The sequence below is a fragment of the Sphingomonas sp. Ag1 genome, from assembly GCF_000980895.1.
Classification (GTDB): Bacteria; Pseudomonadota; Alphaproteobacteria; order Sphingomonadales; family Sphingomonadaceae; genus Sphingomonas; species Sphingomonas panaciterrae.
In genome coordinates this window covers 46,112-70,334 of sequence record NZ_LAZX01000084.1, presented here as the reverse complement: position 1 = coordinate 70,334, position 24,223 = coordinate 46,112, and the positions used below count along the sequence as shown (strand labels likewise).

General features: G+C 64.8%; 32 protein-coding genes and 1 pseudogene. 17 read left to right on the top strand and 16 right to left on the bottom strand.

Going from position 1 to position 24,223, the window contains the following annotated elements:
- Nucleotides 1-441: 441 nt before the first annotated feature.
- Nucleotides 442-930, bottom strand: coding sequence for a PEPxxWA-CTERM sorting domain-containing protein (locus XM50_RS20000; RefSeq protein ID WP_231621870.1), 489 nt, complete (start codon nucleotides 928-930; stop codon nucleotides 442-444).
- A 749-nt stretch (nucleotides 931-1,679) separates the two neighbouring features.
- On the opposite strand from XM50_RS20000, the gene XM50_RS05760 reads away from it, so the two are divergent.
- The 4 genes from XM50_RS05760 (at nucleotide 1,680) to XM50_RS05745 (ending at nucleotide 4,618) form a co-directional block, all read left to right on the top strand.
- The gene (locus XM50_RS05760) at nucleotides 1,680-2,189 is read left to right on the top strand and encodes a MucR family transcriptional regulator (RefSeq protein WP_046408113.1); all 510 of its coding nucleotides are present in this window, start codon (nucleotides 1,680-1,682) and stop codon (nucleotides 2,187-2,189) included.
- 374 nt (nucleotides 2,190-2,563) lie between these two features.
- Entirely contained in the window at nucleotides 2,564-2,782 is a 219-nt protein-coding gene (locus tag XM50_RS05755) for a hypothetical protein (protein ID WP_156167169.1), read from the top strand.
- Between the two features lie 295 nt (nucleotides 2,783-3,077).
- The gene (locus XM50_RS05750) at nucleotides 3,078-3,359 is read left to right on the top strand and encodes a helix-turn-helix transcriptional regulator (RefSeq protein ID WP_231621869.1); all 282 of its coding nucleotides are present in this window, start codon (nucleotides 3,078-3,080) and stop codon (nucleotides 3,357-3,359) included.
- Nucleotides 3,359-4,618, top strand: coding sequence for a type II toxin-antitoxin system HipA family toxin (locus tag XM50_RS05745; protein WP_082102754.1), 1,260 nt, complete (start codon nucleotides 3,359-3,361; stop codon nucleotides 4,616-4,618). The genes XM50_RS05750 and XM50_RS05745 overlap by 1 nt, the downstream gene beginning before the upstream one ends.
- A gap of 366 nt (nucleotides 4,619-4,984) precedes the next feature.
- On the opposite strand, the gene XM50_RS05740 is transcribed toward XM50_RS05745, so the two are convergent.
- Nucleotides 4,985-5,185: a helix-hairpin-helix domain-containing protein gene (locus XM50_RS05740; RefSeq protein ID WP_046408106.1), complete on the bottom strand. Its 201-nt coding sequence runs from the start codon at nucleotides 5,183-5,185 to the stop codon at nucleotides 4,985-4,987.
- Complete coding sequence (locus XM50_RS05735; RefSeq protein WP_046408105.1) at nucleotides 5,182-5,676, bottom strand: nucleoside deaminase; 495 nt, start codon at nucleotides 5,674-5,676, stop codon at nucleotides 5,182-5,184. Before XM50_RS05735 ends, XM50_RS05740 begins: the two co-directional genes overlap by 4 nt.
- A 271-nt stretch (nucleotides 5,677-5,947) precedes the next feature.
- Between XM50_RS05735 and XM50_RS05730 the strand changes: the two genes are divergently transcribed.
- The 3 genes from XM50_RS05730 to XM50_RS05725 all read left to right on the top strand — a co-directional run bounded on the left by XM50_RS05730 (nucleotide 5,948) and on the right by XM50_RS05725 (nucleotide 7,786).
- Nucleotides 5,948-6,754 (top strand): hypothetical protein, encoded by an 807-nt coding sequence (locus XM50_RS05730; RefSeq protein ID WP_046408103.1) that lies wholly within the window; start codon nucleotides 5,948-5,950, stop codon nucleotides 6,752-6,754.
- A gap of 78 nt (nucleotides 6,755-6,832) precedes the next feature.
- Nucleotides 6,833-7,009 (top strand): hypothetical protein, encoded by a 177-nt coding sequence (locus XM50_RS19995; RefSeq protein WP_156167167.1) that lies wholly within the window; start codon nucleotides 6,833-6,835, stop codon nucleotides 7,007-7,009.
- 12 nt (nucleotides 7,010-7,021) lie between these two features.
- Complete coding sequence (locus XM50_RS05725; RefSeq protein WP_046408102.1) at nucleotides 7,022-7,786, top strand: hypothetical protein; 765 nt, start codon at nucleotides 7,022-7,024, stop codon at nucleotides 7,784-7,786.
- A 151-nt stretch (nucleotides 7,787-7,937) separates the two neighbouring features.
- Here the strand turns inward: XM50_RS05725 and XM50_RS05720 are convergent, their stop codons facing one another.
- The 3 genes from XM50_RS05720 to XM50_RS05710 form a co-directional block, all read right to left on the bottom strand.
- On the bottom strand, nucleotides 7,938-8,324 hold the full coding sequence (locus tag XM50_RS05720; protein ID WP_156167165.1) for a DUF6508 domain-containing protein: 387 nt from the start codon (nucleotides 8,322-8,324) through the stop codon (nucleotides 7,938-7,940).
- Nucleotides 8,325-8,555: 231 nt separating this feature from the next.
- Nucleotides 8,556-9,125, bottom strand: a complete 570-nt coding sequence (locus XM50_RS05715; RefSeq protein ID WP_197075413.1) for a DUF3617 domain-containing protein — start codon at nucleotides 9,123-9,125, stop codon at nucleotides 8,556-8,558.
- A 128-nt stretch (nucleotides 9,126-9,253) separates the two neighbouring features.
- Nucleotides 9,254-9,715, bottom strand: coding sequence for a hypothetical protein (locus XM50_RS05710; RefSeq protein WP_046408164.1), 462 nt, complete (start codon nucleotides 9,713-9,715; stop codon nucleotides 9,254-9,256).
- Between the two features lie 383 nt (nucleotides 9,716-10,098).
- Between XM50_RS05710 and XM50_RS05705 the strand changes: the two genes are divergently transcribed.
- Together XM50_RS05705 and XM50_RS05700 are read left to right on the top strand one after the other, a co-directional pair.
- Nucleotides 10,099-10,341, top strand: a complete 243-nt coding sequence (locus XM50_RS05705) for a hypothetical protein (protein WP_046408100.1) — start codon at nucleotides 10,099-10,101, stop codon at nucleotides 10,339-10,341.
- A gap of 174 nt (nucleotides 10,342-10,515) precedes the next feature.
- Nucleotides 10,516-11,697 carry a TonB-dependent receptor plug domain-containing protein gene (locus XM50_RS05700; RefSeq protein WP_046408099.1) on the top strand — a complete coding sequence of 394 codons (1,182 nt, stop codon included), beginning with the start codon at nucleotides 10,516-10,518 and terminating at the stop codon, nucleotides 11,695-11,697.
- 144 nt (nucleotides 11,698-11,841) lie between these two features.
- Here the strand turns inward: XM50_RS05700 and XM50_RS05695 are convergent, their stop codons facing one another.
- Both XM50_RS05695 and traA read right to left on the bottom strand, forming a co-directional pair.
- Entirely contained in the window at nucleotides 11,842-12,528 is a 687-nt protein-coding gene (locus XM50_RS05695; RefSeq protein WP_197075411.1) for a DUF6118 family protein, read from the bottom strand.
- 12 nt (nucleotides 12,529-12,540) lie between these two features.
- A complete protein-coding gene (traA, locus tag XM50_RS05690) occupies nucleotides 12,541-15,459 on the bottom strand; it encodes a Ti-type conjugative transfer relaxase TraA (RefSeq protein ID WP_046408097.1) in 2,919 nt (972 codons plus the stop codon).
- Nucleotides 15,460-15,630: 171 nt separating this feature from the next.
- On the opposite strand from traA, the gene XM50_RS05685 reads away from it, so the two are divergent.
- From XM50_RS05685 to XM50_RS20760, 6 genes are all read left to right on the top strand, one after another.
- Nucleotides 15,631-15,957 carry a conjugal transfer protein TraD gene (locus XM50_RS05685; RefSeq protein WP_046408096.1) on the top strand — a complete coding sequence of 109 codons (327 nt, stop codon included), beginning with the start codon at nucleotides 15,631-15,633 and terminating at the stop codon, nucleotides 15,955-15,957.
- Between the two features lie 16 nt (nucleotides 15,958-15,973).
- A complete protein-coding gene (locus XM50_RS05680; RefSeq protein WP_046408094.1) occupies nucleotides 15,974-16,201 on the top strand; it encodes a conjugal transfer protein TraD in 228 nt (75 codons plus the stop codon).
- Nucleotides 16,198-16,482: a hypothetical protein gene (locus XM50_RS05675; RefSeq protein ID WP_046408093.1), complete on the top strand. Its 285-nt coding sequence runs from the start codon at nucleotides 16,198-16,200 to the stop codon at nucleotides 16,480-16,482. The genes XM50_RS05680 and XM50_RS05675 overlap by 4 nt, the downstream gene beginning before the upstream one ends.
- Nucleotides 16,482-16,742 carry a hypothetical protein gene (locus tag XM50_RS20770; RefSeq protein WP_046408092.1) on the top strand — a complete coding sequence of 87 codons (261 nt, stop codon included), beginning with the start codon at nucleotides 16,482-16,484 and terminating at the stop codon, nucleotides 16,740-16,742. Before XM50_RS05675 ends, XM50_RS20770 begins: the two co-directional genes overlap by 1 nt.
- Before the next feature lie 99 nt (nucleotides 16,743-16,841).
- Entirely contained in the window at nucleotides 16,842-17,348 is a 507-nt protein-coding gene (locus XM50_RS21140) for a type IV secretory system conjugative DNA transfer family protein (protein WP_443024639.1), read from the top strand.
- A gap of 67 nt (nucleotides 17,349-17,415) precedes the next feature.
- Complete coding sequence (locus XM50_RS20760; RefSeq protein ID WP_231621867.1) at nucleotides 17,416-17,781, top strand: type IV secretory system conjugative DNA transfer family protein; 366 nt, start codon at nucleotides 17,416-17,418, stop codon at nucleotides 17,779-17,781.
- A 117-nt stretch (nucleotides 17,782-17,898) separates the two neighbouring features.
- Here the strand turns inward: XM50_RS20760 and XM50_RS21025 are convergent.
- A pseudogene (locus XM50_RS21025) lies at nucleotides 17,899-18,033 on the bottom strand (AAA family ATPase); the annotation flags it as partial.
- Nucleotides 18,034-18,141: 108 nt separating this feature from the next.
- On the opposite strand from XM50_RS21025, the gene XM50_RS05660 reads away from it, so the two are divergent.
- Together XM50_RS05660 and XM50_RS05655 are read left to right on the top strand one after the other, a co-directional pair.
- Nucleotides 18,142-18,450 (top strand): type II toxin-antitoxin system TacA family antitoxin, encoded by a 309-nt coding sequence (locus tag XM50_RS05660; protein WP_046408091.1) that lies wholly within the window; start codon nucleotides 18,142-18,144, stop codon nucleotides 18,448-18,450.
- Nucleotides 18,447-18,998: a GNAT family N-acetyltransferase gene (locus tag XM50_RS05655; RefSeq protein WP_046408089.1), complete on the top strand. Its 552-nt coding sequence runs from the start codon at nucleotides 18,447-18,449 to the stop codon at nucleotides 18,996-18,998. Before XM50_RS05660 ends, XM50_RS05655 begins: the two co-directional genes overlap by 4 nt.
- Before the next feature lie 230 nt (nucleotides 18,999-19,228).
- Here XM50_RS05655 and XM50_RS21135 read toward each other — a convergent pair whose 3' ends face one another.
- The 7 genes from XM50_RS21135 to XM50_RS05630 all read right to left on the bottom strand — a co-directional run bounded on the left by XM50_RS21135 (nucleotide 19,229) and on the right by XM50_RS05630 (nucleotide 24,207).
- The gene (locus XM50_RS21135) at nucleotides 19,229-19,405 is read right to left on the bottom strand and encodes a hypothetical protein (RefSeq protein ID WP_443024638.1); all 177 of its coding nucleotides are present in this window, start codon (nucleotides 19,403-19,405) and stop codon (nucleotides 19,229-19,231) included.
- Nucleotides 19,406-19,457: 52 nt separating this feature from the next.
- Complete coding sequence (locus tag XM50_RS05650; RefSeq protein WP_046408088.1) at nucleotides 19,458-19,643, bottom strand: hypothetical protein; 186 nt, start codon at nucleotides 19,641-19,643, stop codon at nucleotides 19,458-19,460.
- A 460-nt stretch (nucleotides 19,644-20,103) separates the two neighbouring features.
- Nucleotides 20,104-20,289, bottom strand: a complete 186-nt coding sequence (locus XM50_RS05645) for a hypothetical protein (RefSeq protein WP_046408086.1) — start codon at nucleotides 20,287-20,289, stop codon at nucleotides 20,104-20,106.
- A 6-nt stretch (nucleotides 20,290-20,295) separates the two neighbouring features.
- Nucleotides 20,296-20,451, bottom strand: coding sequence for a hypothetical protein (locus tag XM50_RS19990; protein ID WP_156167163.1), 156 nt, complete (start codon nucleotides 20,449-20,451; stop codon nucleotides 20,296-20,298).
- 18 nt (nucleotides 20,452-20,469) lie between these two features.
- Nucleotides 20,470-20,757, bottom strand: a complete 288-nt coding sequence (locus XM50_RS05640) for a hypothetical protein (RefSeq protein WP_046408085.1) — start codon at nucleotides 20,755-20,757, stop codon at nucleotides 20,470-20,472.
- 5 nt (nucleotides 20,758-20,762) lie between these two features.
- Nucleotides 20,763-22,016 (bottom strand): tetratricopeptide repeat protein, encoded by a 1,254-nt coding sequence (locus XM50_RS05635; RefSeq protein ID WP_156167161.1) that lies wholly within the window; start codon nucleotides 22,014-22,016, stop codon nucleotides 20,763-20,765.
- A complete protein-coding gene (locus XM50_RS05630) occupies nucleotides 22,000-24,207 on the bottom strand; it encodes a GumC family protein (RefSeq protein WP_082102751.1) in 2,208 nt (735 codons plus the stop codon). The genes XM50_RS05635 and XM50_RS05630 overlap by 17 nt, the downstream gene beginning before the upstream one ends.
- Between the last annotated feature and the right edge of the window lie 16 nt (nucleotides 24,208-24,223).

The window sequence follows — 24,223 nt, the reverse complement described above, 5'->3', positions numbered from 1 at the left end:
GCGGCGCCGACAGCGCAGCAATCTCACGTGCGAAAAGGCTGACACGTTCATTCAGCAGCCGCACGGCGTCGTCTTCGGTCATGATGAGAAGCATCCTCTCCTGACGCGCTCCTGGCAATCGTCAGCGAGCGCGGTCGATTTTAAACCGACTTCTTCGATCGCCTCCTACTGCTCACCCGTGGCGCGAGGGTGAGCCTGCTAGATCAATCGTACTCTAAGATCGAGAGCTATTCGATTGGGCTAACCATCGAACGTACTTTGCCTCTTCTTGGTAGCGGTATGAAAGGCGCGGAGTACGCGTTATTCAGCGCTAGTGCCCCAGCGCTATTCGGCCGATACCCGCAGGCTGGCGGTTGGCGCTTGAACTAGAGGCACGCGAACTACCCCGCCAGTCGCAGGAAGCCGGATCGCTGTACGAGTCTATCTACCGGCCCCGATCCGTCAGGCAGCTTGCGCGTGCGGCATCTTTGCTTTCTTCCGGCGCATGGCATGGCCAACAAAGCCGAAACCTACGAGCATCAGCGCCCAAGTGCCTGGCTCGGGAACCGCGGTGACCACATCGCCGAAAAACACGATGTGCGACAGGTCCAACGCGTTTTTGCGAAAGGGGATGTCAAAGGTATCCCAACTGCCGCTGCTGGCCGGTTTGTCCAATTGGTATAGCACAAAGGAATTGGACGCCTTCACCGCTATGAAGTCGACGAGGTAACCATCGAGTGTCCAAGTGCCCGATGACGTTCCTGAACCTGTGAGCGATCCGATAGACCTGAAGTTATCGTCATCAGTCGAACCCAGAGGATTAAGGCTTATGCTTCGATCGGCAGTGACCAATGCATTGTACAGGTTCTGAGCGGTAACGTAGCTATTGGCATTTCCGCCGCTGTTCGAATTGATATTACCCTTGAACAGGCAGCCGGCAGAGTCACTCACTGACGCGCAAGCTCCACGGACTATCGTTGATGCTGTCGCTGGAGCAGTGCCAAGCGCTAGACCGGCAATCAATGCGAAGGCGAATCGTTTCACAGCCACGTCCCGAAAGTTAATAAGAATGTGCTAACTAGATTTCGGGGAAAGAGCTTGAGGAACGCGGAGGGACGAGTCCCGAAACGGCACGAGCCTCGTCGCTGAGGGGGCATGGCGGAAGCACGTCACGTTAATCGCCCGCTTCCACGCAGTCATTCCACGAACAGTGCCGCCATCCGACGATGGTCACCGGCGTACTCAATCACAAACAGGCAAATTCACTCAGTGCCCGTGACGCTTGATACCTCTACGACGCAGCTGGAGACGGCGGCGACGCTGCCAAGTCCGCGCACCGATCGGCAGACCGACAATCAGAATTAATGCGATCAAACCGTAGGCAACTATCTTTTCCATGACCAGTTTGATCCTCTCTGCATACTCTTTGGCAGCTCACTCATATTAAACGCTATTAACCGTGTTTTTGCAACTTTTGTTGGGGATCCTATAATTGCTGTTCGTGTGTAAGGCTGGTCAGCGCGGCGCGACGACGACGCCTAACACGCTGGCGTCTGGAAACACCGCAGCGACGCTCATTCGACGCGGAAGCGCTCGACCAGGAGGCTACCGGTATTGCGCTGAATGGTGACGGAGCCGACACCGCCGCCTCTGTAGACCGACAACGTATCAAAACCAGTACCCCTTTTTTCGGAGTAATTATGAGCGACGACATCGATAACGTGACTCTAGCGACCGAACTCACCATCGCCTGGCTGAGCAATCCCAATACCCGTACCACCGTCGACGATGTGCCGGCATTCCTTGCCTCGATGCACGCGGCTGTTTCTGGGCTTAGTGGAGCGTCTGCGGAACCCATAGCTCAAGAAGCCTCTCGGAAGTATGTGCCGGCCGTTTCGGCGCGCAAGTCTTTGGCATCTAAGGAATACATTATATCGATGATAGACGGAAAACCCTACAAGACGCTGCGCCGGCACTTGTCGAGTTGCGGGCTCACCCCGGATCAGTACCGTCAGCGCTACAATCTCAGGCCTGATTACCCGATGGTCGCGGAAAATTATTCGGAAGCCCGCCGCGAGGCGGCAAAGAAGATCGGGCTCGGCCGCAAAGCGGGACATACGGTCGAGCACGCCATTGATGTTGCAGTTAAGACGACGCGCAAGGGCGGCAAGGCCGCACTCGCGGCTGCCCGTGAGGCACTAGGTTCGTAAAGCTGAATGACAAGCCGGGCGGATCGGCTGGCGAGTGCGGGCGAGATGCGGCATGACTATGCGCGATCTCGATGACCTCTGCCAGCAGATCCGCTCGGCCGCCTTTCGGACCATCATGCCCCCTTGTTACGTCACAACCGGCGATAACCGCCGTGCCGATTTCTCTTCTCGCGCTTACCATATCACAGGGCACGCTTTGCTGTGATCTTGATTACGCCCCTGCGAGCCCGGCTCATAGGCGTGCAGGAGAGATGGAGCGCAGCAGGCTGTCGACATGCATACGGATCGACGTACCTTGAGAATTGGCACCCATCACCCGTCCGTATCATTGCCGCCAGTGGCAGTAGCGCCTATGTTGACCCGTGGAGGTCCGCTTGCGCGTGAACACTGCGAAGTCGATCAAGACCGCCTATGTCGTCCGGGCCCGCTTCGGCAGCTGGAAGGCCGCCAAGGACGCGGCGAGCTTTGAAAGCGGAAAGTTCGTCGTCCGCAGCGCTGCGGACGGCCGACACGCCGCCAATAACACCGAGGCCGAGCCGGTAGCCTATGTCAAGCCGGGCGATGCTCAACGTCGTGATGGTGGGTGTCGGTAGCATGATGAACTCCATGCGTGCGCCGTCATGCCGCGCCGCTGATGCGGTCGGCTGACGGACGCAGATGCTGGGGAATGACCGGCCATGGCCGGTGGTGAAGAAGGCGCTTACCGAGGGTTCAGCCGGCGACTGCCGACCTTCCATCTTTCAGATCCTTCACTTCACCAAAATAACCATAGGCGATCGGCACCGTATGTAGCATATTAGTTTCATTCCGTTTGATATGTTGCATATATGAGGCATACTACCGAGAATGACAGCTCACTCTCGTTACGCCGAACAGGCATTGAACCTAATGGCCAACACCATCCGCATGGCGCGAACGGAGCAGCGCATCTCGCAGGCTGATCTTGCCGCACGTGCCGGCATCTCGCGCGCCTTGCTCGGCCGGGTGGAGCGGGGCGAACCAGGCTGTGCGATCGGGACGGTGTTCGAGCTGGCCGCGATCCTGAAGGTGCCGTTGTTCGGCTTCGAGGAGAACGGGCTGGCGCAGGAGGCGCATCGCGTAGCCGACCGGCTTGCGCTGCTGCCCGGGGCCGTCCACAACCGTCGTGCGGCGGTGGACGACGATTTCTGATGGCGAATCAGGCCGCAGATCAGGCCTATGTCTGGGTCTGGCTGCCCGAACGCATCGAGCCGGTGGTCGCCGGCCGCATCTTCCGCGATCGCCAGCGGCTCCTGTTCAACTACGGCCGCAGCTACCTCGCGCGGGACGACGCGATCCCGCTCTTCCTGCCCGAACTCCCGCTCGTCACAGGCGTGATCACGCCGCTGCCCGGCCTCTCGATGCCCAGCAGCCTGCGCGACGCCGCACCCGACGCTTGGGGACGCCGCGTCATTCTCAACCGGCTGCTCGGGCGGCAGGCGCGGGACGGCGACGTCGATCGAATCGATGAGCTCAGCTATCTGCTCGAAAGCGGTTCGGACCGCACCGGCGCGCTGGATTTCCAGGCCTCGCCGACCGACTATGTCGCGCGATCCTCGACCGCCGCGACGCTGGAGGAGCTGATCCGCTCTGCCGAGCGGGTGGAGGCCGGAGTGCCGCTGACCCCAGACCTCGATCTGGCGCTGCACCACGGCAGCTCGTTGGGCGGCGCGCGGCCCAAGGCGTTCCTGACCGACGGCACGACCAAATATGTCGCCAAGTTCCCGGCGATCGGCGACGTGCAGGACGTGGTGAAGGCGGAGTTCGTCGCCATGCGGCTCGCCGGCGAGATCGGGCTGGATGTCGCTCCGGTGCGGCTGGTGCGCGCGCAGGGCAAGGATGTGCTGCTGGTCGAACGCTTCGACCGGATTGCAACCGAAGGAGATTGGACGCGCCGCGCAATGGTGTCGGCGCTGACCCTGCTCGAACTCGACGAGCTGATGGCCCGCTATGCCAGCTACGAGGTTCTGGCGGAGATCGTCCGGCACCGCTTCGCCGCGCCTCGCGAGACGCTGCATGAGCTGTTCGGTCGGCTGGTGTTTAACATCCTGTGCGGCAACACCGACGATCATGCCCGCAACCATTCGGCCTTCTGGGACGGACAAGCGCTGACGCTGACCCCGGCCTATGACATCTGCCCGCAGGCGCGGGCGGGCGGCGAGGCCAGTCAGGCCATGCTGATCCGGGGCAATCGGCGCGACAGCCACCTTGCGCTGTGCGTCGATGCCGCTGGCGTCTTCCTGCTCGATCGCGCGCAGGCGGACGCGATCATCGACCGGCAGATCGCGGTCATCGCGGCGCGCTATGACGCGGTCTGCGACGAGGCCGGACTGTCAGTGGTCGATCGCGACCTGATGCGCGGGCGCCAGTTCCTCAACCCGTTCGCGCTGCAGGACTATCGCGAAGCGTAAAGGGCCGCCCACGCCCGCCACGAGGGCGGCGAAGCCGCGACCCCCGCGATAGCGCTGGCACCCGCGTGAGCGGTGCCACACTCGGCGCGCAGCGACGATCCAAGCGCCTCGCCAGAGGCGCCGCATACAATTCGCGGCGCACCTGCAGGGTGCGTCAAGTTGTATGTATTGCGCCTGTCTTCTCTGGGCGAAGGTTGCTTGCGCAAGTTCTTCGCCGAACGATCCATCAGCCATGAGATTTGACGGGGGAGCCCCGCAGCTTTCAGCCCCGCTCGCCGGCGATGCGGGTGCTGCACAAGCCAGTCGATGACAGGACCGTCGTCACGACGTTTCTGGCGATCGCCCCGCTGTGATAGCAGTTGAAGGTTAGCCTTCACCGACGCTGAGCGCGGCACGGCTGCCATCGACCTTTCCCGCCAGGCCCGGCACCTCCTCTAGCTGACGCAGATCGGTGAAACGCCCTCGTTCGCCGCGGTAGCGGACGATCTCGAACCCGTGACCTTGCAAGCCCGGAACTGCATCCAGTTCATCGGCGCTGGCGGTCTTCACGTTGACGACATCGCTCATAGGTTGGCCTGCTCCTCCTCGGGTAGATCGGCAGCGGGACCGTAGTAGAGTTCGGCGCACTCCTCGCGCAGGCACCCGCCTTCGATCTCGATATCGTCGCGATAAGCATCGCCGATGAACGACAGTGTATCGACGTGCCTGGCCTCGAAATACATGGCGTGAACGTCGTCGCGCCCTGCACCGTAGACCACGCGGCCGACCTTGGACCAGATCGATGCCATCGTGCACATCCCGCACGGTTGCAGCGTCGAGTAGAGCGTCGCACCGCGCAACTCCAGTTCGCCGGTGCCCTCGCGGGCTCGACGGATCGCCATCATCTCGGCATGCGCGGTGGCGTCGGGCAGCTCTTGGGTCTGGTTGCGTTCCGCCGCGATCACCTTGCCATCCAGGACGATCACGCACCCGAGGGGAGAGGTGGACGGGTCCGAGCCCTTCGAGCGGGCGACGTCGATCGCCATCCGCATCCACTTCTCGTCGTCACCAGCACACATCGGCGTCCCTCCCCCGTTCAGGTGGGTCAACGCCTCAGCCGTGCTTTTGGGGCGATCGTCTTACCGACAGCCTCGCTGCTCAGGTTCAGCGTGACCATCGTGTCACAACCGACCTGTCGAGGCCGTCCCGCCAGGTGTAGCGTGACCAATAAATCGCCCCGATGACGCGCAGACGCCGCTATGTCTGCGAGCGGCTACAGCTATGGCTCGCGCGACAGGGAACTGCCATGCCGCAAACCATATCGTTCACGCGCGAACAGGAAGACGCTTCATGCTGCTGACACCAATCCTGCTCGCCTCGGTCGCCGCACAGGCCGGGGAAGCCGCCCCGCCTGCTGCGGCCAATGCTCCCACCGTTGAGCAGCGCATGGCGCAGGCATCGGCGATCGGCGCCATGCTTCATGCCTTCGATCGCGCAGCCTGGGTGAGCAGCGACGCGCTGACCGCCGCGATCGCAAAGGACCGGCTGGGCGCGCTGGGCGGCTATGTGGTCGAAGCGGCCGATCCGCAGATCCTGCGCGTCACTTATTATCGCGGCACGGCGGCCGAAGCGCGGGCGTTCTTCGTGGCGGACGTGCGCGACGGCAAGGTCGTCCGGCAGGACGTGCTCGCCACCCCCGTGGCCCTGACGGACGCCCAGATGGTGCTGGCCCGCGCACGCGAGATCGCGGCGCGGCACGCGGCGGAGCGGGCGTACAAGCCGTGTACGCCCTTGCCCTTCAACACCGTGGTGCTGCCGCCCCGCGGTGCCAGACCCGTGGCGGTATACCTCCTGTCGGCCCGGCAGGATGCCGACAGCTATCCGGTGGGCGGCCATTACCGGGTGATCGTCGGCCCGGACGGCACCGTGGTGACATCGCGCCCCTATAGCGTCGGCTGCCTCAACATCACCCGGCCCAAACTTCCCGCGGGCGCGACGCCGGTCGGGGTGACAGTGAACCACCTGCTCGACCCGGCGCCGACCGAGATCCACGTCTTCACCTCCTACAGCATGCGCATGCCGGTGCTGGTTTCCACCCGCGAGGGGCGCATGTGGAAGGTGGAAGGAGCGAGGATCACGCCGTTCGATCCCAAGTGAATGCCGTGAAACCATGCACGGCGACGCGCGCATTGCCGCGGGTGACCGGACCGCTTATGTTGCTCCTCGGAGGCCCGCATGCGCGTCAACACCGAGAAGTCGATCGAGACCGCCAATATCGTCCGCGCTCGCTTCGGCAGTTGGAAGGCGGCCAAGGATGCGGCGACCTTTGAGGGCGGGAAGTTCGTGGTGCGCAGCGCCGTGGATGGCCGATACGCCGTGAACGACGCCGAGGCCGCGACCAAGACGGCCTAGACCGCCGTCCACGTGAGCTTCAGCTACACCCTGTTCCTGGCGCTGCTGCTGCTAGCACCGGGTCTCGGATTATGGGCTGGCCTGCGCGCCGGCGAACGTTCCGACCTCATTTCGCAGGCGCCCGAGAAGCCGGGATCGACCTTCAGCCTGCTGGTTATCGTCTTCGGCGCGCTGCTGGGGCATATCCTGCTGTCCGCGCTGTTCGTAGTGCAGGCGGGGCTGTGCCGGTGGAGCGGCCAGTGCCTGGCGCTCGCCTTCGATCCCAACGTCTATCGCGTCATCCTGACCAACGGCCGCTCGGCCGGCGTGCCAGGGGATGGCGCATTCCTCGCCTGGTTCGTGGCGCTGCTGCTGCCGGCGCTGATCGTCGCACTGGTCGCCTATCGTGCGAGCGGCTGGCGCTGGGTGCGCGACCTGCGCGAGGCGGCGAGCTTCGGCTGGCTCAAGCACTGGGTCGATCTGGCGCGCCCAGCGAACAGCTTCATCATCGCCTATGTCGTCACCACGCTCGAGCATGAGGGAGCCAACGTCGCATACGAAGGGATCGTCGAGAATATCGCGCTCGATGACAATCGCGCGATCCGCATGCTGGTGCTGAGTAACTGCGACCGGTTCCTCGTGCGCATCTCCGCCGACAAGGTCGAGCGGATCGATGCCGCGCACGCCCCGATCCCGCTGATCCAACTGGAAGCGGAGAATTTCGTCAACGTCGCACTGGAAGTGTTTGAGGACGTCGAAGCGATCGCGGAGTCGGACGGAACGGAACCTGACGTATAGACGTGCCGACAAACCTACATGTTGACACATCTGACAAGCGACCTGTGACGTATCACAATAGCCGCCAGCGTCACTGCTCCCGGGTGAACGTCCCGGCTGCGCCCTCACGCGCCAGCACGGCAAACCGCTCCAGGATGCGGATCAGCAGCCCCTAGTCGAACGCGGTGGCAAGCATCCCCTCGTTGCAGCGATCACCGCGGATCAGCGTGATCAGCAAATGCGCGATCTTGTCGGTGCTGGCCCCGGCCAGCGCATTGGCATCGCCTCGCAAGCTCTTGTAGGCTGGTCCGGACGCCCAGCCCGACCAGTCGATCTCCGGCCGGACCCAATGCCCCTGATAAGCGGCGGTCACGAATGCCTCTCCGTCCGGCGACAGCGCGAAAAAGGACATCTGCATCACCCCGTCGCGCGTCTCCCCACCCTGCCACGTTCCGAAGCTGAAGCCGGGAGCCGCAAACCGCCGGACCAGTGGCAGAAGCGGGGTCGGGTCCGGGGCCGGCAGGCGATGCGGCGCGGCATCGTCGGCGGGCTGCGGCATCAACTCGCGCGTGGGTGACGCCGGGGGATGCGGGCGCCGGTTGGCCCGCAAACGCCGAACGAGCCGATCGAGGAACGAAGAACGGTACATGAACGATTTGCCGATCCGCTGGTCGCCACGATCGTACAGGATGCGGCGACCTCCGCCTGGTGTCCACCGATCGATGGACGCCCTGGAACAGATCGCCCCGGCCGGGCTGCCTATCTCCATGCCGCGCGGGACTGCGCCGCCTCAGCTTGTCGCGGTGGGTGCCTTGGTGTCACCGGCCTTCAGGTCGCCCGGTTGGCACTCGCCCAGCCGCTTGCCGTTCATCTTGAGATGCGACTTGCTTGTCATCCCGCCCGGCAGGCCGGTGACGGTGGTGTGCGATTCCGAGGCGATCTCGGTTGCGCTGAACGTGCCGCTGTTCGTTCCCTCGACCTTGATGTCGCCCATGGTGCAACGCATCTTCGCGTCGATCTTGCCGCCCGCCATGGTGAAGCTGTCATAGACGCAGTTCTTCTGCATCGGCGATGCCCCGCCCAGGATGCCCTGCGGATTGTTCACCTGCTCCTCGGTCAAGCAGACCTTGGTGCTGCTGGCGGGAACCTTCGGCATTTGGGGCAGGTTGCCCGATCCACCGCTGGTCTCGCTGCTGACCTGCTCTATCCGCATTTCCCACTGGCCGGGCTGGAGCTTGGCGGTCTGCGCCTTGGCGACATCCTCCAGCGATGCATTGGTCATGGAAACGCTGTCCTCGCCCTTGCCGCAGGCGGCGAGCAGCACACAGGCGGCAAGCGGAACAAGCATCGTTGAGCGCATGAAGAAACTCCCCTTTGTTGTCTCGTTCGGCATAACACGCATCAAGGGGATAAAGTGCATCGCTCGGCGGCAGCTCCGATAATCTTAGGGCCGCGCGAACATGTCGACACGCATACAGATCGACGCCTCTAGCGATAGATGCCGAGGAAAAGATCCCCCAGCGCACGGCGGCGAAACAAGGTGGCCCAGCGGCGGCGACGGTGCTCGGGGCGGTCGTGCGCCAGGTGGCAGCGCTGGCATAGCGCCGCCAGGTTACGCTGATGGTTGTTGCCGGGATCATGGTCGAGGTGCGCGCTGGCCAGCACGACACGGGTGGACGGCAGCGCCGGCTCGCCGGCCAGCTCCGCGAGGCGCAGCTGCCGCGGCATGCGCTCCGGGGAAACCAGCCCGCGCACGCGCCGCCCGCGATCGTCGCGCCAGCAGCGCCGCTCCTCGTCATACCAGCGCCCGTCGCCGAGATGCCGCACCCGTGCGCCATGCGGCCGCCCGCAATGCTCGCACCGCCCCTTGGCACGCTGGAAGCGGACGAAGTGCGAGAGCTCGCGCCAGTCGATCGGATACAGCCAGCGATGGTCGGGGCGGATCGGCATGGCCATGATTCTGAGTCAATCGGCGGCAGAACGAAAGAGGAAAATCATTTGCCACGCAGAACATCGTGCGCGGGCTTCGGCCGCGCGGCGAGCAGCCACGCCGATCCGTTGCCTTCTGAAATGTTTCTTGTGTTACTCGGGTAATTGGCCGAACAGGCACCGCCGGCACCTAGTAACAGCTTGGGTCGATCGTGAGCGCTGCGCCTGTTTCGAGCTCCCTTTGAAGAGCGCGGCGCTCACAACGGGGCCGCTGCGGACGAAGCACCGCACGCTTCCCTAAGGCTCTGTGATATAGTTCACATCGACCCGACACACCCACGAAACGGATCGACATTGGTCGTGCGTTGATCCATTGCGGCGCCTCATTTTTGGAAAGGCCTTCCATGATCTCCAAGTACCTCGCAGCAGTCGCTGCCACTGCTCTCGTCGCGGCTCCGGTTGCAGCTGCTCCTGCCAACTCCGCGTCGTCGCTCTCGGTCACCAAGTCGGCTCGTGTGGCTTCCACCTCCGCGAAGGCGGACAAGGCAGCTGGCGGCGGCGTCATCATCGCCGTTCTCGCCGCTGCCGCGGTTATCGCCGGCATCGTCGTGATCGCTGACAGCGACGACGACGCGGACAGCAACTAAGACTCATTGGTATCGTCCGCGTCACAACGAGGGCGGTACCAGATGATTGAGCGCATCGACGCTCGCAAAGGGGGCTGCGGCCCCCTTTGTTGTTTTAGATCTCGTTACCTCGCCGGCATTGAGCGTAATGATATCTTGTGACATAACCCCTCGCTGTTCCGGGGAAGGGCTTATATGATCACGGAAACCATTCTGCTGACGGGTGCGGCGACGACGATGGCGCTGGGCACGCTGGCGGCGCTGCCCGCGCACGCACAGGCCGACACAGCGCGCACCGATGGCGCGCATCGCGCCGACGACATCCTCGTCACCGCATCGCCGCTGCGCCAGCGCGCCGACGAGACGGTGACGCCGGTGGTGACACTGACCGGCGACGAGCTGGTGCATCGCCGCACCGCCACCCTGGGTGAGACGCTAGCGGGGCAACCGGGCGTCAATTTCGACAATTTCGGAGGTGGCGCCAGCCGTCCGGTGATCCGCGGCCAGACGGCGCCGCGCGTGCAGATCCTGTCCGACGCATCGGAAATCGCCGACGCCTCGCGCGTCTCGCCCGACCATGCGGTGGTCACCGAGCCGCTGCTGCTGCGCGGGATCGAGGTCCTGCGTGGCCCCGCAACGCTGCTGTATTGTGGCGGCGCGATTGGCGGCGCGGTCAATCTGCTCGATTCCAAGATCCCCACCGCCATCCCGGTGAACGGGATCGAGGGCGTGGCGGAAGGCCGGCTCGGCACCGCTGACGACGAACGCTCGCTCGTCGGGGGGATCACCGCGGGCGCGGGCAATTTCGCGCTGCGCGTCGAGGGCGTTCACCGCGAGAGCGACGATTACCGCGTGCCCTCTGCCTTTGGCGAGGATCGCGTGCATGGCTCGTACAACGACACCTCCACCGTCTCCGTAGGCGGCGCTTTCCAGGAACGCCTGTTCGCGCGGCTGCGGCCGCTAACGGGCGGGCGGCTCTATGTGGTCGGGCTCGACCCCTACGTGCCCGCGGACGAACCCACCGAGGCGCCGGCGCGTATCGTATGGCGGATCGGGCGACTGCGCGATTCCTGCCTGCTGCTCGCCGGCGAGCGCCCATACCGTGAATATCCTGCCGAATGGGTGATCGACAATCTGCGCCGCTCGGGCTTCGAGCCGATCGCGGCAGAGCGCTTCCCGATCCGCTTCGGCGCACGCTTCGTGGAGGCGCAGATCGCGATGTGCGCCCCGCGCATTACCCGGCTCGCAGACCGCACGCTCGCCGCAGCGCTGGAGGCACACGCCGCGGTGCTGCGGACAGAAGCGCTGGCGCTGATCGAGGCGGAAGGCGCGCTGGCGTCAGGCGCGGATTATGTGATCGCAGCAGAACCGCGCTGATCTCAAGGCTTACCAGCACGCATAGGGTCTGGCAGCTGCGCTCAGCAGCCATGATGATCGTCGTTGCATCTGACTGCAAGCTTGTGATGCAAGCCAAGCCCCACCTGAACGGCTAGGGTGATGTGATCCTGGTAGCTGGCGCTCTCATCTCCCAACCTTTATCGTGCATGCCACAGCAGTGTCGGCCTTCACCGCGCGCTTCTGACACGCCTCGAACGCCTTCCGGTTTGCGGTAACGATCCGATCTCCCGCCGCGATACTGGCGAAAGCGTCAGGCGCGCTGGTCCGCATGAGACGCTGACCACCTTCCCACATCGGCAGGTCGAGCGAGCGGGCCGCCATCTTCTCCGGCCATTGCCAGCTCGCGGGCACGGCGCGCGCGACAATGCCAGCGAACACCGCCCATAGGATCATGCCGACCACGATCCCGCCGATCGCGGTCCACATCAGCCAGCGGTTCTGCTCGTCACCACGCCGCGCCGATACGACATAACCGTGAAGCTGGCGGGTCACGTCCTCCAGGCCGGTGCGCGCCGTAGCGATCGTCTGCCGGTCTTCCTGGCGCGCCGTGCTCGCCGCCGCGGTAATCCGTCCCGCCAACTGTTCGGGCGTCATCGCCAGCATAGGGCTTTTGACCAGCATATCGACGCGCTGCGCGGTGGCGGTGATGTTGTTAGCGATGACGCCCAGCGTCTCGGAATAGTCGGGCGGCTCGGTCACCTCCATGCGCTCGGCCGTCAGACGTTCGACGGCGCGGCGCATCAGCGTCACCTCGGCGCGCAGCTCCTCGAACGCCTGCGCGGCTTCACTCGGCCCTTCGTCATCCGCCATCACGTCTTCCTCTTATCGGCTCATGCCCCTGTCACGCTCGCGACCGATCCCGATCGACTGCTCCAGCGATTTCTCGATGCTCCGGCCGCGCTCCAGCTTCAGCTCCAGCTCCAGCTCGGGCGCGCGGCACTCCAGCGCCTTTGCCAGCTCGGGGTCGCGGCGTAGGCTCTCGGCCATCGCGCCCATGCGCGTGGTGGCCTTTTCCGCCCGCGCCTGGTCCCCGCCTGCCCGCTCGCGCGCCAGGCCCCGCCAGCTCTCCACGAACCGGTCGGCGCGCGCGCCGGGGTCGAGCCGCACCCGGCGCTCCTCGGCCATCGCGCGCGCAGCACCGCCGGTCTTGCCCTCGGCCGCCTGCCCGATCAGCCCCGGATCGCGATGGAACGCGGAAGTGAGGTCGCGCGCGGCATCGGGCCGTACCTGATCCAGCACCTCGCTGGCGCGGCGCAACGCGCTCTCCTGATGCGGCAGCACCGGCAGCTCCTGCGCGCGCATCCGGCCTATGTCGGCCGACGCCCGCGCATAGCGTTCGATCGCCTTGGCCTGGTCCGGCTTGCCGCCAATCGCCGCCCCGGTGCGATCCGGCGTTGCTGCCTTCTCAGGCGTGGCGGCAGGCTTCGGCCGGAATCCCGCGAACATGTCCTTGGTCTTGTCGCGGACCTGGTGGACGATCTCCCGCGCGCGCTCGGGCCAGCGTATCTCCCGCCGTTCGGCGAAGCTGCGCGCCCGGTCCTCGTCGGACGGCACGGCATAGTCACCGGCCATGTCCTTGGCGCGATCACGCGACAGCGTGCGGGCGAGCTTCGCCAAGTCGGCGAAGTCGTCCCGCCCATAGTGGAGCTGCACCCCGTCACGATGCCGCGACATGCCGACATAGGCGCTGTGACGGTCCATGCCGGGGGTGGCGAGAAGATGCGCGCGATCGACTGTCACGCCCTGCGACTTGTGGAAGGTCGCGGCATAGCCGTGATCGACCGCGGCGTAGTCCTTGAGGTCGAACGCGGCGCGCCCGCCCCCGTCGAGCCGCACCGCCATGTGCCCGCCCTCGATGCGCTCCAGCGTGCCCAGCGTGCCGTTCTTCACGCCAAGCGAGCGCTCGTTGCGCAGGAACATAATCCGGTCACCGGCCGCGAAGTCGCGCGCGCCCCGATCGACGGTGACGCCCACGTCCTCGCCCAGCCCGCCCGATGCGCGCACCCGTTGACGCGCCTCCTGGTTCAGCTCGCGTACCTCGGCGTTGGTGTGGGTAAGGATGATGCGGGTCTTGTCCGGATCGGCCTGCCGCTGGCGATCCCAGCCCTCCACCAGCGCGGCTCGCGCTTGCTCGCGCGTGTCACCCGCGTGAACCATACCACGGCCGTCATAGGCGTGGATCGCCTCGGCCGTGCGGCCTGTGGCGAGCGCGCGCGTCGCATCCTTCTGCCAGTCCTCGCGTTGCCGGCGCACCTCGGTGATCTCCGCCGCGCCGTGGCGCTCGGCGATCGACCGGAACGCCGCACCGGCTTCGATCGCCTGCAACTGCTCCGGGTCGCCCACCAGTACAACCTTGGCGCCGGCGTCGCGGGCATGGGACAGCACCCGCTCCATCTGGCGGGTGCCGATCATGCCCGCCTCGTCCAGCACCAGCACGTCGTTGCGGGTGAGCTGATCGCGTCCCTGTGCCCAACCATGCTCAAGGCTGGCGATGGTGCGGGAGCAAATGCCTGATCCACCTTCCAGATTTTCAGCCGCGATGCCGGACAGGGTGGCGCCGCGCACTTGGTAGCCCTCGCGCTCCCACGCCTCGCGCGCGACGCCCAGCATCGCCGACTTGCCCGTGCCGGCATAGCCGATGACCGACGCCAGCCCACGGCTCTTAGTGATATGATCGAAGGCGTCGCGCTGCTCGCCCGACAACACCAGCCCCCGACCTTCTGCGGCCTCCAGAGCGCCGGCGCGGTGAGACACGGAAACGCCATGCCCGTCGCGTCGCGTCAGCTCGTCGCCGGCCCTCTCCAGACGCGCTTCCGTCATGATCATCTCGCGGGATGTGAACCGCTCCTGGTCGCGCCCGTCCTTGCCCAATGCCACCAGCTCGGGACTGGCGCGCACCGCAGCCATCACCTGGTCGAACTGCTCCTTGCCGTCAGAATGGCGGAAGGCAAACGCGGCAAGGTCGCGGGTTGTGAAGGTCGCCTGTTGCCGTGTAATGCCGTCGAGCGCGATGCGCGGATCGGCCACGATCTTCTCGCCATTCTCCCGCGCGATCCGCCGGTGATCGTCGGCGCGCTCGGCATCCTCGCCGCGCTCGAGCCGGCGCATTCCCGCCGGTCCGATCTTGTGCTGCGGTTCCAGATCGATGCCCTGGTCGGCATAGGAGCGATGGTCGATCCGCCCCTCCAGCCCCAGCCCCGCCATGCGTTCGTTGACATGCGCCGCCCATGCCTCGCGCCAGTCCTTCAACAATGCCCGATCGTTCCAGCCGCGGTTCTTGTTGCCGAACCCGTCGGGGCCCACGTCGCGCATAGTCAGCATGACATGGGCGTGCGGCTTGGGACTGCCGTCCGTTGCCGTGTCCCAATGCACGTTGAGGTCGGCAATCATTCCTTGGCTGACGAACTTTCGTTCCACGAAATCGCGGGCGAGGCTCACGCCCTGCTTCTCGCTCATCTCGCGTGGAATCGAGAACTCCACCTCGCGGGCAAGCTGCGCGTCGTCACGCTTCTCTCCTGCTTCTACCTCGTTCCACAGCGTCGTGCGATCCGACAGACGCTCGGGCGCTCCCTTTGCCAACAGCATTTCAGAGTGGACGACGCCGGCCTTGTTTGAGAAGTTGTGATGGCGCCCAAGCCGCTCGTCGTACAGCTCCGATGCTGAGCGATAGGCAGCAGCCGCAACGGCGCTGGCGCCGACCTTGCGGCTGATGATCTTGGCGCTGAAGTGATAGATCGCCATAATAACGTGCATGCTGCACTTACAAGCCTACACTTGCAAGAGTGTATAAGCGCGCACTCAAAAGTTCGCTTCGCTCCTCCTGATTGACCTAGTGGTGCCTACTGATGTGGCTTGCCCTCCCCTATCGTTTTGCTAGGCTGCGGCGGTACTGACGCGGAGAATGGAGGCACCATGCGCAAGGTGCGAGACTATGACGCGGAGCTGAAGGCGCTGGAGAGCAAGGCGCGTGCCTTGAAGGCGCGCCGTGTTGAACAGCTCGGCCAGCTTGTTACTTCCACAGGCGCGGATGCGCTCGACATGGAAACGCTCGCCGGCGCGCTGCTCGACGCCGTTGCCTCGCAGAAAGCGGAAGCGAAGGAGGCGTGGCGTGCGAAGGGCGCCGCCTTCTTTCAGCGGCGCGGGCGCAAAGGTAGGCGGACTGCTGACGGCAACGGCGACAGCACAGGAGCGCAACCGAGCGCTGATCCGGCGTCTGGAAGCGGCGCGGCGTCGGACTGATACGCGGAGCTGGGTCGTGCAACGGCGCGAACGCACCCGCCATCTGATCGAACTGGGCGGCCTAGTCCAAAAGGCCGGCCTGGTCGATCTCACCGACGACGATCGCGCCACCATTTACGGCGCGCTGCTGGAGCTGGTTGGCCGTGTTCGCGGCGACGATGGTGGCGACATGCTCGCGCTGTGGAAACGGCGCGGCAAGCGTGCCTTCGACGCGGAAGCAGAAGGCAGGGAGACGGTGGCATGACGACGCTCGACCTTGACGCGCTCCGGACGGAAGTGCGCGCGCTCGGCTATGTACGCGGCACGCCTGCGGAAGCCGCGATGTGGCGCGAGGATGACGCGGAATCTCGCGCCAATCTCGCTATCGAGGGCATGGCGATGGAGCCGGACGATAACGCGTTGTTCGACATGCTCCGCGACGAGGCTGTACCTCCTCTCCTCGCCACGCAAATCATCCTGAGGCTTTACGATCATCCGGACGCCGATCCGGGGCTGGCGATCACACCGCTGGAGCGGGCCGGCTGATGCCCGGCGGGCGGATCAGCCCGCTGTTCGCAAGGTTCGTCGCCCCGGTCGTGCTGTTCGCCAACCATAACTGGCTTAAGGGCATCTTCGGCTATGGCGAGATTGCCACCGACATTCCGTTCCTGCTTGCCAGCGTGATTCTGTTCCTGGCTTGGCGCTTCAATCGCCGCGCCGCGAACCGGCGCAGCTCGCTGTTCGGCTTGGCCCGCTTCGGCGATCGGGCGGACGTGCGCCGGCTTCGGGAAAACGAAGCCTCTTGATCGACCGCCCCATCGGATCCGGCAAGCTGCTGCACTACGACGGCCCCGCCCATCTGCTGACGATGGCCTCCACTCCGGTCGGGTAAGGGCCTCGGCACGATCATCCCCAACCTGCTGACGCTCGACCAGGGCGCTGATCGCCGGCGTGATCCTGCACACCGTCGTCCACGAGCCCCCTACCCGCGTCACGCTGGCGACCGTGCACGACAAGCTCACCCGCGATCCCGCCGATCTCGCCGCACTGCTCGCCGACATGCAGGCCAGCACCGGCGTCAGCGGTCTGATCGCGCGCGCCGCCAACCGCCAGGTCGACAAGTCAAACGGGAGGCCGCGGGCGTGCTCTCCTCGGCGCAGCGCCACACCCACTTCATGGACAGCCCCCGCCTGGTGGACAGCACCTCGGCGTCTGACTTCCGGTTCGCAGACCTGAAGGAGCGGCCACGCACGGTGTTCCTGTGCCTGCCGCCCGATCGGCTCGATTATTTATGCGCGCTGGCTGCGGCTGCTGGTCGGGCAGGCCGTCACCGACATGGCGCGGTCCCCTGCCCGCCCAGCAAGCCCCGTGCTGTTCCCTGCTCGATGAGTTTGCCGCCCTCGGCCGACTGAAGCCGGCGGAACGCGCGACAGGCCTGATGGCGGCTACGGCCTCCAGCTCTGGCCGATCCTCCAGGACATGCACCAGCTCCGCGCGCTCTACGGCGAGCGCGCCGGCACCTTCCTGTCCAATGCCGTCGGGGTCGAGGCGTTCGGGGTCAACGATCATGCGACCGTCGACATGCTCTCGCGTACGATCGGCGACACCACCATCAAGTATGGGACCGTCAGCACGCCCCATAAAACGAGCTGGTTCGACAGCCCGGATCACTCGGCCAGCGTCAGCGGTCACGTCGCCACGCGCAGGCTGGTGACGCCCGACGAAATCATGCGGATGCCGGCGGACACTCTCCTGCTGCTACGCCAGGGCGAACGCCCGCTTTGGGCGCAGAAAATCCGCTATTATGATCAGCGCGAGTTCGCCCGCCTGTTCGATCGGGCGTAATCGTACACACCGGCCAAGGGATCGACGGTGAGCATTAGGGTATCGCCTCACCTGCCCCGTTCGCTTGCCCTGACGCCGACAGGCACACCGCGGTATCCTTCCCCTGCCCAGCTCTCACTGCCGCTCCATGCTGGCGATGGTGCGTGACGCAATGCCCGAACCACCTCTGAGCTTTTCGGCTGAAATACCTGCTAGTGCAGCGGCGCGGACTTGATACCCGGCCCTCTCCCATGCACCGCGCGCAATACCAAACACCGCTGACCGGTGCGATGACCACGATAGAAGTCGCACAGCTTCTAAACATCATTGAAATGTACGTTTAAACGACGTACATCGCGTGAAAGTTTAATGAGGTGTGCCATGCTCGGCTTCCAGGACCAGATCGGCGTCGTTGAAGAGCGCAGCAGCGAGCGGATGAACTTCCGCATCAAGCCGCGTATCAAGCACGCCATCCAGCAGGCTGCCGCGCTTTCCGGTGTGGACGATTCCGTCTTCACCATGAACGCCGCTTATCGGTCGGCGTTGGAGACGATCGCAGCGCATGAGCGCACCAGCTTGCAGCAGGTCGATCATCAGGCGTTCTTCGCCGCGCTCGATACGCCCCCCGCACCCACCGATCGGCTGCGAGCAGCCTTTGCGCGCTACCGTGAGACGATCATCAGCAAGTGACGGCGCTCCAAGGATCAAAGTCCTTCATCATAGAGCCGCTCGATCCGACCAAGCACGACCGAACGGCCTTCTCCTGTGGCATCGACCAGGTCGACAACTTCTTCCGCCGGACCGCCAACAAGCTAACCAAGGCCGGCAACGCCCGCACGTTCGTGATGGTCGGGTCCGAAGGCGTGCTGATCGGCTTCTACGCCGTCAATGCTCATGCCATTGATTACACCGAGTTGCCCGAGCGATTTGCCCGCAGCCGCCCCGCCCATGGCAGTATCCCGGCCGCCTATATCTCGATGATCGGCGTCGATAGCCGTTATCAAGGACGGGGCTATGGTGGCGATCTGCTAATGGATTGCCTGATACGCTTAGCTGGCGCGGCCGAGGCGCTGGGCATAGCCGTTGTCATGCTCGACGTGCTCGACTGCGGCGATCCCGATGCGGTGGCGAGGCGCCTAGCGCTTTATATCAGCTATGGCTTTGAGCCGCTGCCGTCCAAGCCTTTGAGGCTGTTCCTGTCCATGGCAACGATCCGAACGCTCGTTGAAAGCGGCTAAGCGGGGCTTTCCCGGCCTGACGCCTTGATCGAGACGCTCTTGCTGCCCTGCGCGATGCGCTGGCGGCGCGGAATGCTTGGTGCAGGCGACCACGTCGATCACCCGCGCGCCGGTTGATGAACACGTTAGACGATCCGGACGTGATCGGCCCGGCGGGCGCCGTCATCAGCCCGCCAAGGCCCCCTGCCGCAGCGCCCGCGCCCACACCTGCGACGATCCCCCCAGCGCCGCTACCGCGGCGACCGACGCGCATAGCGACAGGCCGCCTGTGAACGGCGCCGCAACCACCCGCCAAGGATCGCCACGCCCACACCAAGCCCCACCGCAGCCCCCACCGCGAATCCAAGCGTCGCATTGGAATGCTCGATCTCGTTCCCGATCCGTGCGGCGGCTAGTGCGGCTTCCACCCCGCCCCTCCTACATCAGAACCAAGTGAAGTTGTTGAGGATGGGAGAATATCTAGTCCGTCGCGTCAAATTCAGCATCGGTGGCGGTGTTGACGACGGTGATGATGCGCCCATCCGGCAGCGCGAAATAGAACTGGCGCTGGCGCAGCAACCCGGCGCCGGCATCCCATTGGAACACCACCTCCTCCCCGCGCGCCCGGCCAGCGTGATCGCCCGCCGCCTCTTCAGCGCAAACCATTTGGCGCCGCGCATCAGCTCGCTCACCTGATGTCGACGAATGCTTCCAGCGTGGTGTCAGCGGGGAGGCGATCATAGGTGGCCAGAACGTTCGGCACGACCTTCTGCCCGGGCTTGGGCTGGGATGACCAGCGATGACGCGGCGGTCTTTTCCAGTCATCGGGAACCTAGAAGGCGAATTCGCTGGTGCGGCTTTCGGGAATCGCAATCCTGAAAATGGCAGCGCGACCGAGCTTACACCGCTGTTGTGACGGTTTAGGAGCAAGATTGCGGCAACACGACATGTCGACCGTACGGACGGATCAGTCTCTTGTCCCTCAGATCAACCAGTCGAATGCTTTAGGTGTTTGATCCCAGGATTGATGGCGCAACATTTACAATCGACTGCCATCCGCGCCACGTCGCAGCCACCTGTCGGCTTAATCCCCAGTCGCGATCACGTTCCGGCCTTAGCGATTTCGTCAAAGCGTCGCTGATCGCCCGATCTTCCCCGATTTTAGCTCCAACTCGGGCGCACGGTGACGTAGCGCGGATTCGAGCTGTGGATCACGGGCGAGCCCGCCTATGGCCTGCGCCATGCGTCCGCGCAGCTTCTCGGCGCCTGCGGTGTCGCCGGCGCGCTCCAGCTGAATGCGCTGGCGCTGCATCGCTTGTCAGCCTACGATGAACCGATCGGCACGCGCGTCCGGATCGAGCCAGACACGCTGCTCCTCAGCCATCGCCCGCGCCGCTCCTTTCGTGTCGCCACTCGCCGCCTGCTCCATCAGCTTCGGATCGCACTGCATCGCGGATGCGAGGTCGCGCGCCACGTCCAGATGATATCTGGTTTACCTTGGGCTATCGGTCTGGCTGATCACCCGGGCGGCGACGTCGTAACCAGAGCTGGAATCCATAACGGGAGCCTGATTGCGATCGACCCTGGTGCGCAGGCGTGCCTCGATGCGGTTTTGGAGGCGGGTGTTCACGCGCGCGAGCGGTGCAACGCCGGCTACCGCTTTCGCGCGACGCTGCCCGACATCTCCCACCGACGAGCTGGTGACACGTCCGGCTGCCGCTTCCTGTGCCGCCACAGGCGCCGCGACCAGCGATGCCGCCAGCATGATAGCTTCAGCCATCCCTCTCACGTCCGTCCTCCGCGCGAAAGCGGTTCCAGCGCCGCATGATCGATGCGACCCGACAGCCCCGCGATATTGTCGGACGGCCGGGCGACGAGCACCAGTGTCTGGACCGGGCAGTCCTGCGGTACGCGCAGCATGCCCGCATGGCGGCCTTCCGACTGGCTGGACCGGGATACCGTCACGCGGCCCAATTCCCTTCCGCCTTGGCACACCAGCGCCCAATAAGGGAGGGCGCCGTCCGGCTGATCGACATCGCTGCTATGTCCGCGCAATCGATAATCGCCCGGGGGCAGAAGCTGGACCTGCTGCAGCATCGGCCCGCCGACACTGGCCGGTGCGGAAAAGTCGAAGCCCCCCTTTCCGATCGTGCCGACGATCCCGCCGTCGCCCACCACGACCCAGTCGAACAACGTCGGCACGTCGGGCTGCCCGGTAAAGCCCGGATCGCGCGCCCGATCGCGCGAGACGCCGGCGCGGATCGTGGCATAATAGGCCCATGCCCGGTCGCTCTGGCCGCTGGAGAACAAGGCATTCAGCAAAGCCGCTTTGGCGGCGTTGGGCGCTTTCACGCCCGCACGGTCGAGACGCTGAAGAAGCACGGCCGTGGCCTGCGGGTCCGTCCCCCGGGTGGCCAAAAAACTGACAAAGCCCTCGCTCCACGGCGGCCTGGCGGTAAGCGTGCGCACCAATTGCGCCTGAACGGGGGCTTCGACGCTTGCCGCCGCCAGCACCGGAAACAGGACCTCGCCCAGCTCGGGTTTGACACGCAACGCAATGTCGTAATGGCGAACGGCATCCCCAATGTCGTTGCGGGCCACCGCTTCTTCGATGCCCCACAATTGCGTCATGGGATCCCGGCGCGACAGCCGCTCCGCATAGGCGAAGGCGCGGCGGGCCGTGGCGGCGTCGCCGCGTTCCTGCGCGTTGAATCCCAGTGCCGCGGCAGCGGGAACATTCACCGGATCCTGCCGCAATGCCTTTCGTGCCAGCTCGTCGCCGCGAAGACGATCGGATGCGGTCGCTTCGGGACCGCTTAAAACGCCCGCCCAGCGCGCCGTCATGCGTCCATCGTAAGGCGCCAGCGCATAGGCCCGTCCGGCATCTCGCCGCAGCGCCTCGGCCAGCGTGAAGCTGACATTGGCATAGCCCAGCACGGCGACCAGCGCCGCCAGCCCCACGCGGGCCGGCCATTGCTTTCGGAAGCGGCGTGCAAGTCGGCTGCCGCCCCCGGATGGCCGCTCAGGCCTTTTCGTCACGCTCGCGACCATAGCCGTAACCATATTCATAACCATAGCCGTAATGCGCCTTGCGCGCCTCGAACTTGGTCAGCACGCCGCCAAAGATGCGCGCATTGGCGCTCACCAGCCGGTTGAGCGCGGTCTTCACCAGGCTCGACCGGATGCCGTGCGATTCCACCGCATAGATCACGCCTTCGACACGGCTGGCGATCAGCGGCGCGTCGGCCAGACCCATCACCGGCGGCGAATCGATGATGACATGATCATATTGTTCCAGGAGCCGCTCCACCAGAACCGCCAGGCGATTGCCGGTGAGCAGTTCGGCCGCATTCGGCGGGATCGGCCCCGCCGACATGGCCATGAAGCCCAGATCCTGCATCGGGAACAGCATGGTGGCAATATCGTCGTCGCCGGCCAGGAAGTTGCTCAATCCGCGGTCATGATCGACGCCGCCCATCTGGTGGATCGATGGCGAGCGCATGTCGCCATCGACCAGCAGGATCTTGCGTTGGCCACGCGACAGCGTGGTCGCCAGCGCCAGCGCAGTGGTCGACTTGCCTTCGGCCGGGCGCGTGGACGTCACCGCAAACGTGCGCGGAATGCCGTTCTCGGTGGTGAAGGCCAGGCTCGTCTGAACTGCAAGGTATGCATCGAACAAGTCCGACTTGCGATCAAGCAGCGCCTCTTTGGGCGTCGAGCCGTCAACCTTCGGCACCGATCCCAGCAATGGCAATCCGAGCCGCCGCTCCACTTCGGCTGGATCGGCGATCGCCTCGTCGATCTGTTCAAGCGCAAAGGCCGTAACGGCACCAAGGCCAATGCCCACCAGCAGTGAGAGCAGAAGGTTCAGGAGCAGACGTGGGCTTGACGGCTTCTGCGGGCTGTCGGCGATGTCCACCACCGAGATGTTGTTGATCCCCACACCGCCAGCGACGCCGATCTCCTTGAAACGCTGCAGCAGGCCGTCATACAATGCGCGGTTAGTGTCCACCTCCTGCTGGTAGATATTGTACTGGATGCTTCGCCGCCGAAGATCGAGATAGCTCATCTTCAAAGCATCAACCTTGTTCTGCAGTCCGCGCTCGCGCTCGCGCGCCTCGCGGAAGTCGGCTTCGAGCGAACCGGACACGCGCCCCTCCTCGCGGGCGATGGAACGGTCGAGCTGGTCGATCTGCGATTGAACCGCCTTGGCGGCCGGGTAATCGGGCTGGAACTGCACCATCAGCCGCTGATAATCGGCAGCAAGCTCGGCGCGCCGCTGACGCAGATTGTTGATTGCGGTGTTGCGGAGCGCCTCGGTCGAGGCGCCTGCGGCACCGGCTTGGCGGAACCGCGCCTCAGCCTGGATACGCTCGGCCACCGCCTGTGACAGAGCGGCGTTGAGCGTGGCAAGATCGTCTGCGACGATCGAACGCTCCGCGGTCGCCCTGCCGTCACCCGACTGCGCCGGCAGGTTGATGATCTGCTGGGCGGACGCATAGTTCACCAGCTGCCGTTGCGATGCGTCGAGCCGTTCCTTCGCCTGCGCCAATTGCCGCTGCAGCAGATTGCGGCCGTAGGACGTAGCCTGAACCTTGCGCTCCAGATTGGTCTGGATGAAGTTCTCGGCCCAGGCATTCGCCACCTGCGCGGAAAAGGTCGGATCCGGGCTGGTGAAGGAGATGTCCACTAGCCGCGACAGACGCGTTGGCGTGATCGACAGGTTGTCGCGCAGCACCTTGCCCGCCACTCGTTGCCGCTCCAGCCTTCCGCCCGCCGGATAGCGACCGTTCACCACATTGAAGGCCGGTGTATCCGCCGCGGCACCGAACTGGTCGAAGAACTTGGGGTCGTCGACCAGCTTCAGCTGCTGCGCCACCCGCTCCGACAGCGAACGGGATTTCAGCAGTCCGTATTGCGTCTGGTAGAATTCCTGATCGGCCAGACTGGCTTCCCGCTCCACGCCTTGGATGTCGGTGACCTTGCTGGACTCACGCAGCACCTCGATGGAAGCGGTTGCCGTATATTTGGGCGTCATCAACAAGGTGATGATCAGCCCCAGCAAGATGCACGCGGCGATGATCGACAGAATGACGTACCGCCACCGCATCACCATGCGCAGATATTGCCGCAGCATCGGCATCGACGCAGGCTCGGGCACCGGCTGCTTGCTGAAAGCCGCCCCAGTCAGCTGTGCGCCGCCGGGTGCAATGGCTGTCGCTAGGTTCATGTCTACAAAAGGCCTT

Coding starts and splice junctions, on each gene's coding strand:
- XM50_RS05760 (WP_046408113.1), top strand. CDS start 1,680: ATGAGCGACGACATCGATAACGTGACTCTAGCGACCGAACTCACCATC.
- XM50_RS05750 (WP_231621869.1), top strand. CDS start 3,078: ATGGCCAACACCATCCGCATGGCGCGAACGGAGCAGCGCATCTCGCAG.
- XM50_RS05745 (WP_082102754.1), top strand. CDS start 3,359: ATGGCGAATCAGGCCGCAGATCAGGCCTATGTCTGGGTCTGGCTGCCC.
- XM50_RS05740 (WP_046408106.1), bottom strand. CDS start 5,185: ATGAGCGATGTCGTCAACGTGAAGACCGCCAGCGCCGATGAACTGGAT.
- XM50_RS05735 (WP_046408105.1), bottom strand. CDS start 5,676: ATGTGTGCTGGTGACGACGAGAAGTGGATGCGGATGGCGATCGACGTC.
- XM50_RS05730 (WP_046408103.1), top strand. CDS start 5,948: ATGCTGCTGACACCAATCCTGCTCGCCTCGGTCGCCGCACAGGCCGGG.
- XM50_RS19995 (WP_156167167.1), top strand. CDS start 6,833: ATGCGCGTCAACACCGAGAAGTCGATCGAGACCGCCAATATCGTCCGC.
- XM50_RS05720 (WP_156167165.1), bottom strand. CDS start 8,324: ATGCCGCAGCCCGCCGACGATGCCGCGCCGCATCGCCTGCCGGCCCCG.
- XM50_RS05715 (WP_197075413.1), bottom strand. CDS start 9,125: ATGCGCTCAACGATGCTTGTTCCGCTTGCCGCCTGTGTGCTGCTCGCC.
- XM50_RS05710 (WP_046408164.1), bottom strand. CDS start 9,715: ATGCCGATCCGCCCCGACCATCGCTGGCTGTATCCGATCGACTGGCGC.
- XM50_RS05705 (WP_046408100.1), top strand. CDS start 10,099: ATGATCTCCAAGTACCTCGCAGCAGTCGCTGCCACTGCTCTCGTCGCG.
- XM50_RS05700 (WP_046408099.1), top strand. CDS start 10,516: ATGATCACGGAAACCATTCTGCTGACGGGTGCGGCGACGACGATGGCG.
- XM50_RS05695 (WP_197075411.1), bottom strand. CDS start 12,528: ATGGCGGATGACGAAGGGCCGAGTGAAGCCGCGCAGGCGTTCGAGGAG.
- traA (WP_046408097.1), bottom strand. CDS start 15,459: ATGGCGATCTATCACTTCAGCGCCAAGATCATCAGCCGCAAGGTCGGC.
- XM50_RS05685 (WP_046408096.1), top strand. CDS start 15,631: ATGCGCAAGGTGCGAGACTATGACGCGGAGCTGAAGGCGCTGGAGAGC.
- XM50_RS05675 (WP_046408093.1), top strand. CDS start 16,198: ATGACGACGCTCGACCTTGACGCGCTCCGGACGGAAGTGCGCGCGCTC.
- XM50_RS20770 (WP_046408092.1), top strand. CDS start 16,482: ATGCCCGGCGGGCGGATCAGCCCGCTGTTCGCAAGGTTCGTCGCCCCG.
- XM50_RS20760 (WP_231621867.1), top strand. CDS start 17,416: ATGCACCAGCTCCGCGCGCTCTACGGCGAGCGCGCCGGCACCTTCCTG.
- XM50_RS05660 (WP_046408091.1), top strand. CDS start 18,142: ATGCTCGGCTTCCAGGACCAGATCGGCGTCGTTGAAGAGCGCAGCAGC.
- XM50_RS05650 (WP_046408088.1), bottom strand. CDS start 19,643: ATGGTTTGCGCTGAAGAGGCGGCGGGCGATCACGCTGGCCGGGCGCGC.
- XM50_RS05645 (WP_046408086.1), bottom strand. CDS start 20,289: ATGCAGCGCCAGCGCATTCAGCTGGAGCGCGCCGGCGACACCGCAGGC.
- XM50_RS05640 (WP_046408085.1), bottom strand. CDS start 20,757: ATGGCTGAAGCTATCATGCTGGCGGCATCGCTGGTCGCGGCGCCTGTG.
- XM50_RS05630 (WP_082102751.1), bottom strand. CDS start 24,207: ATGAACCTAGCGACAGCCATTGCACCCGGCGGCGCACAGCTGACTGGG.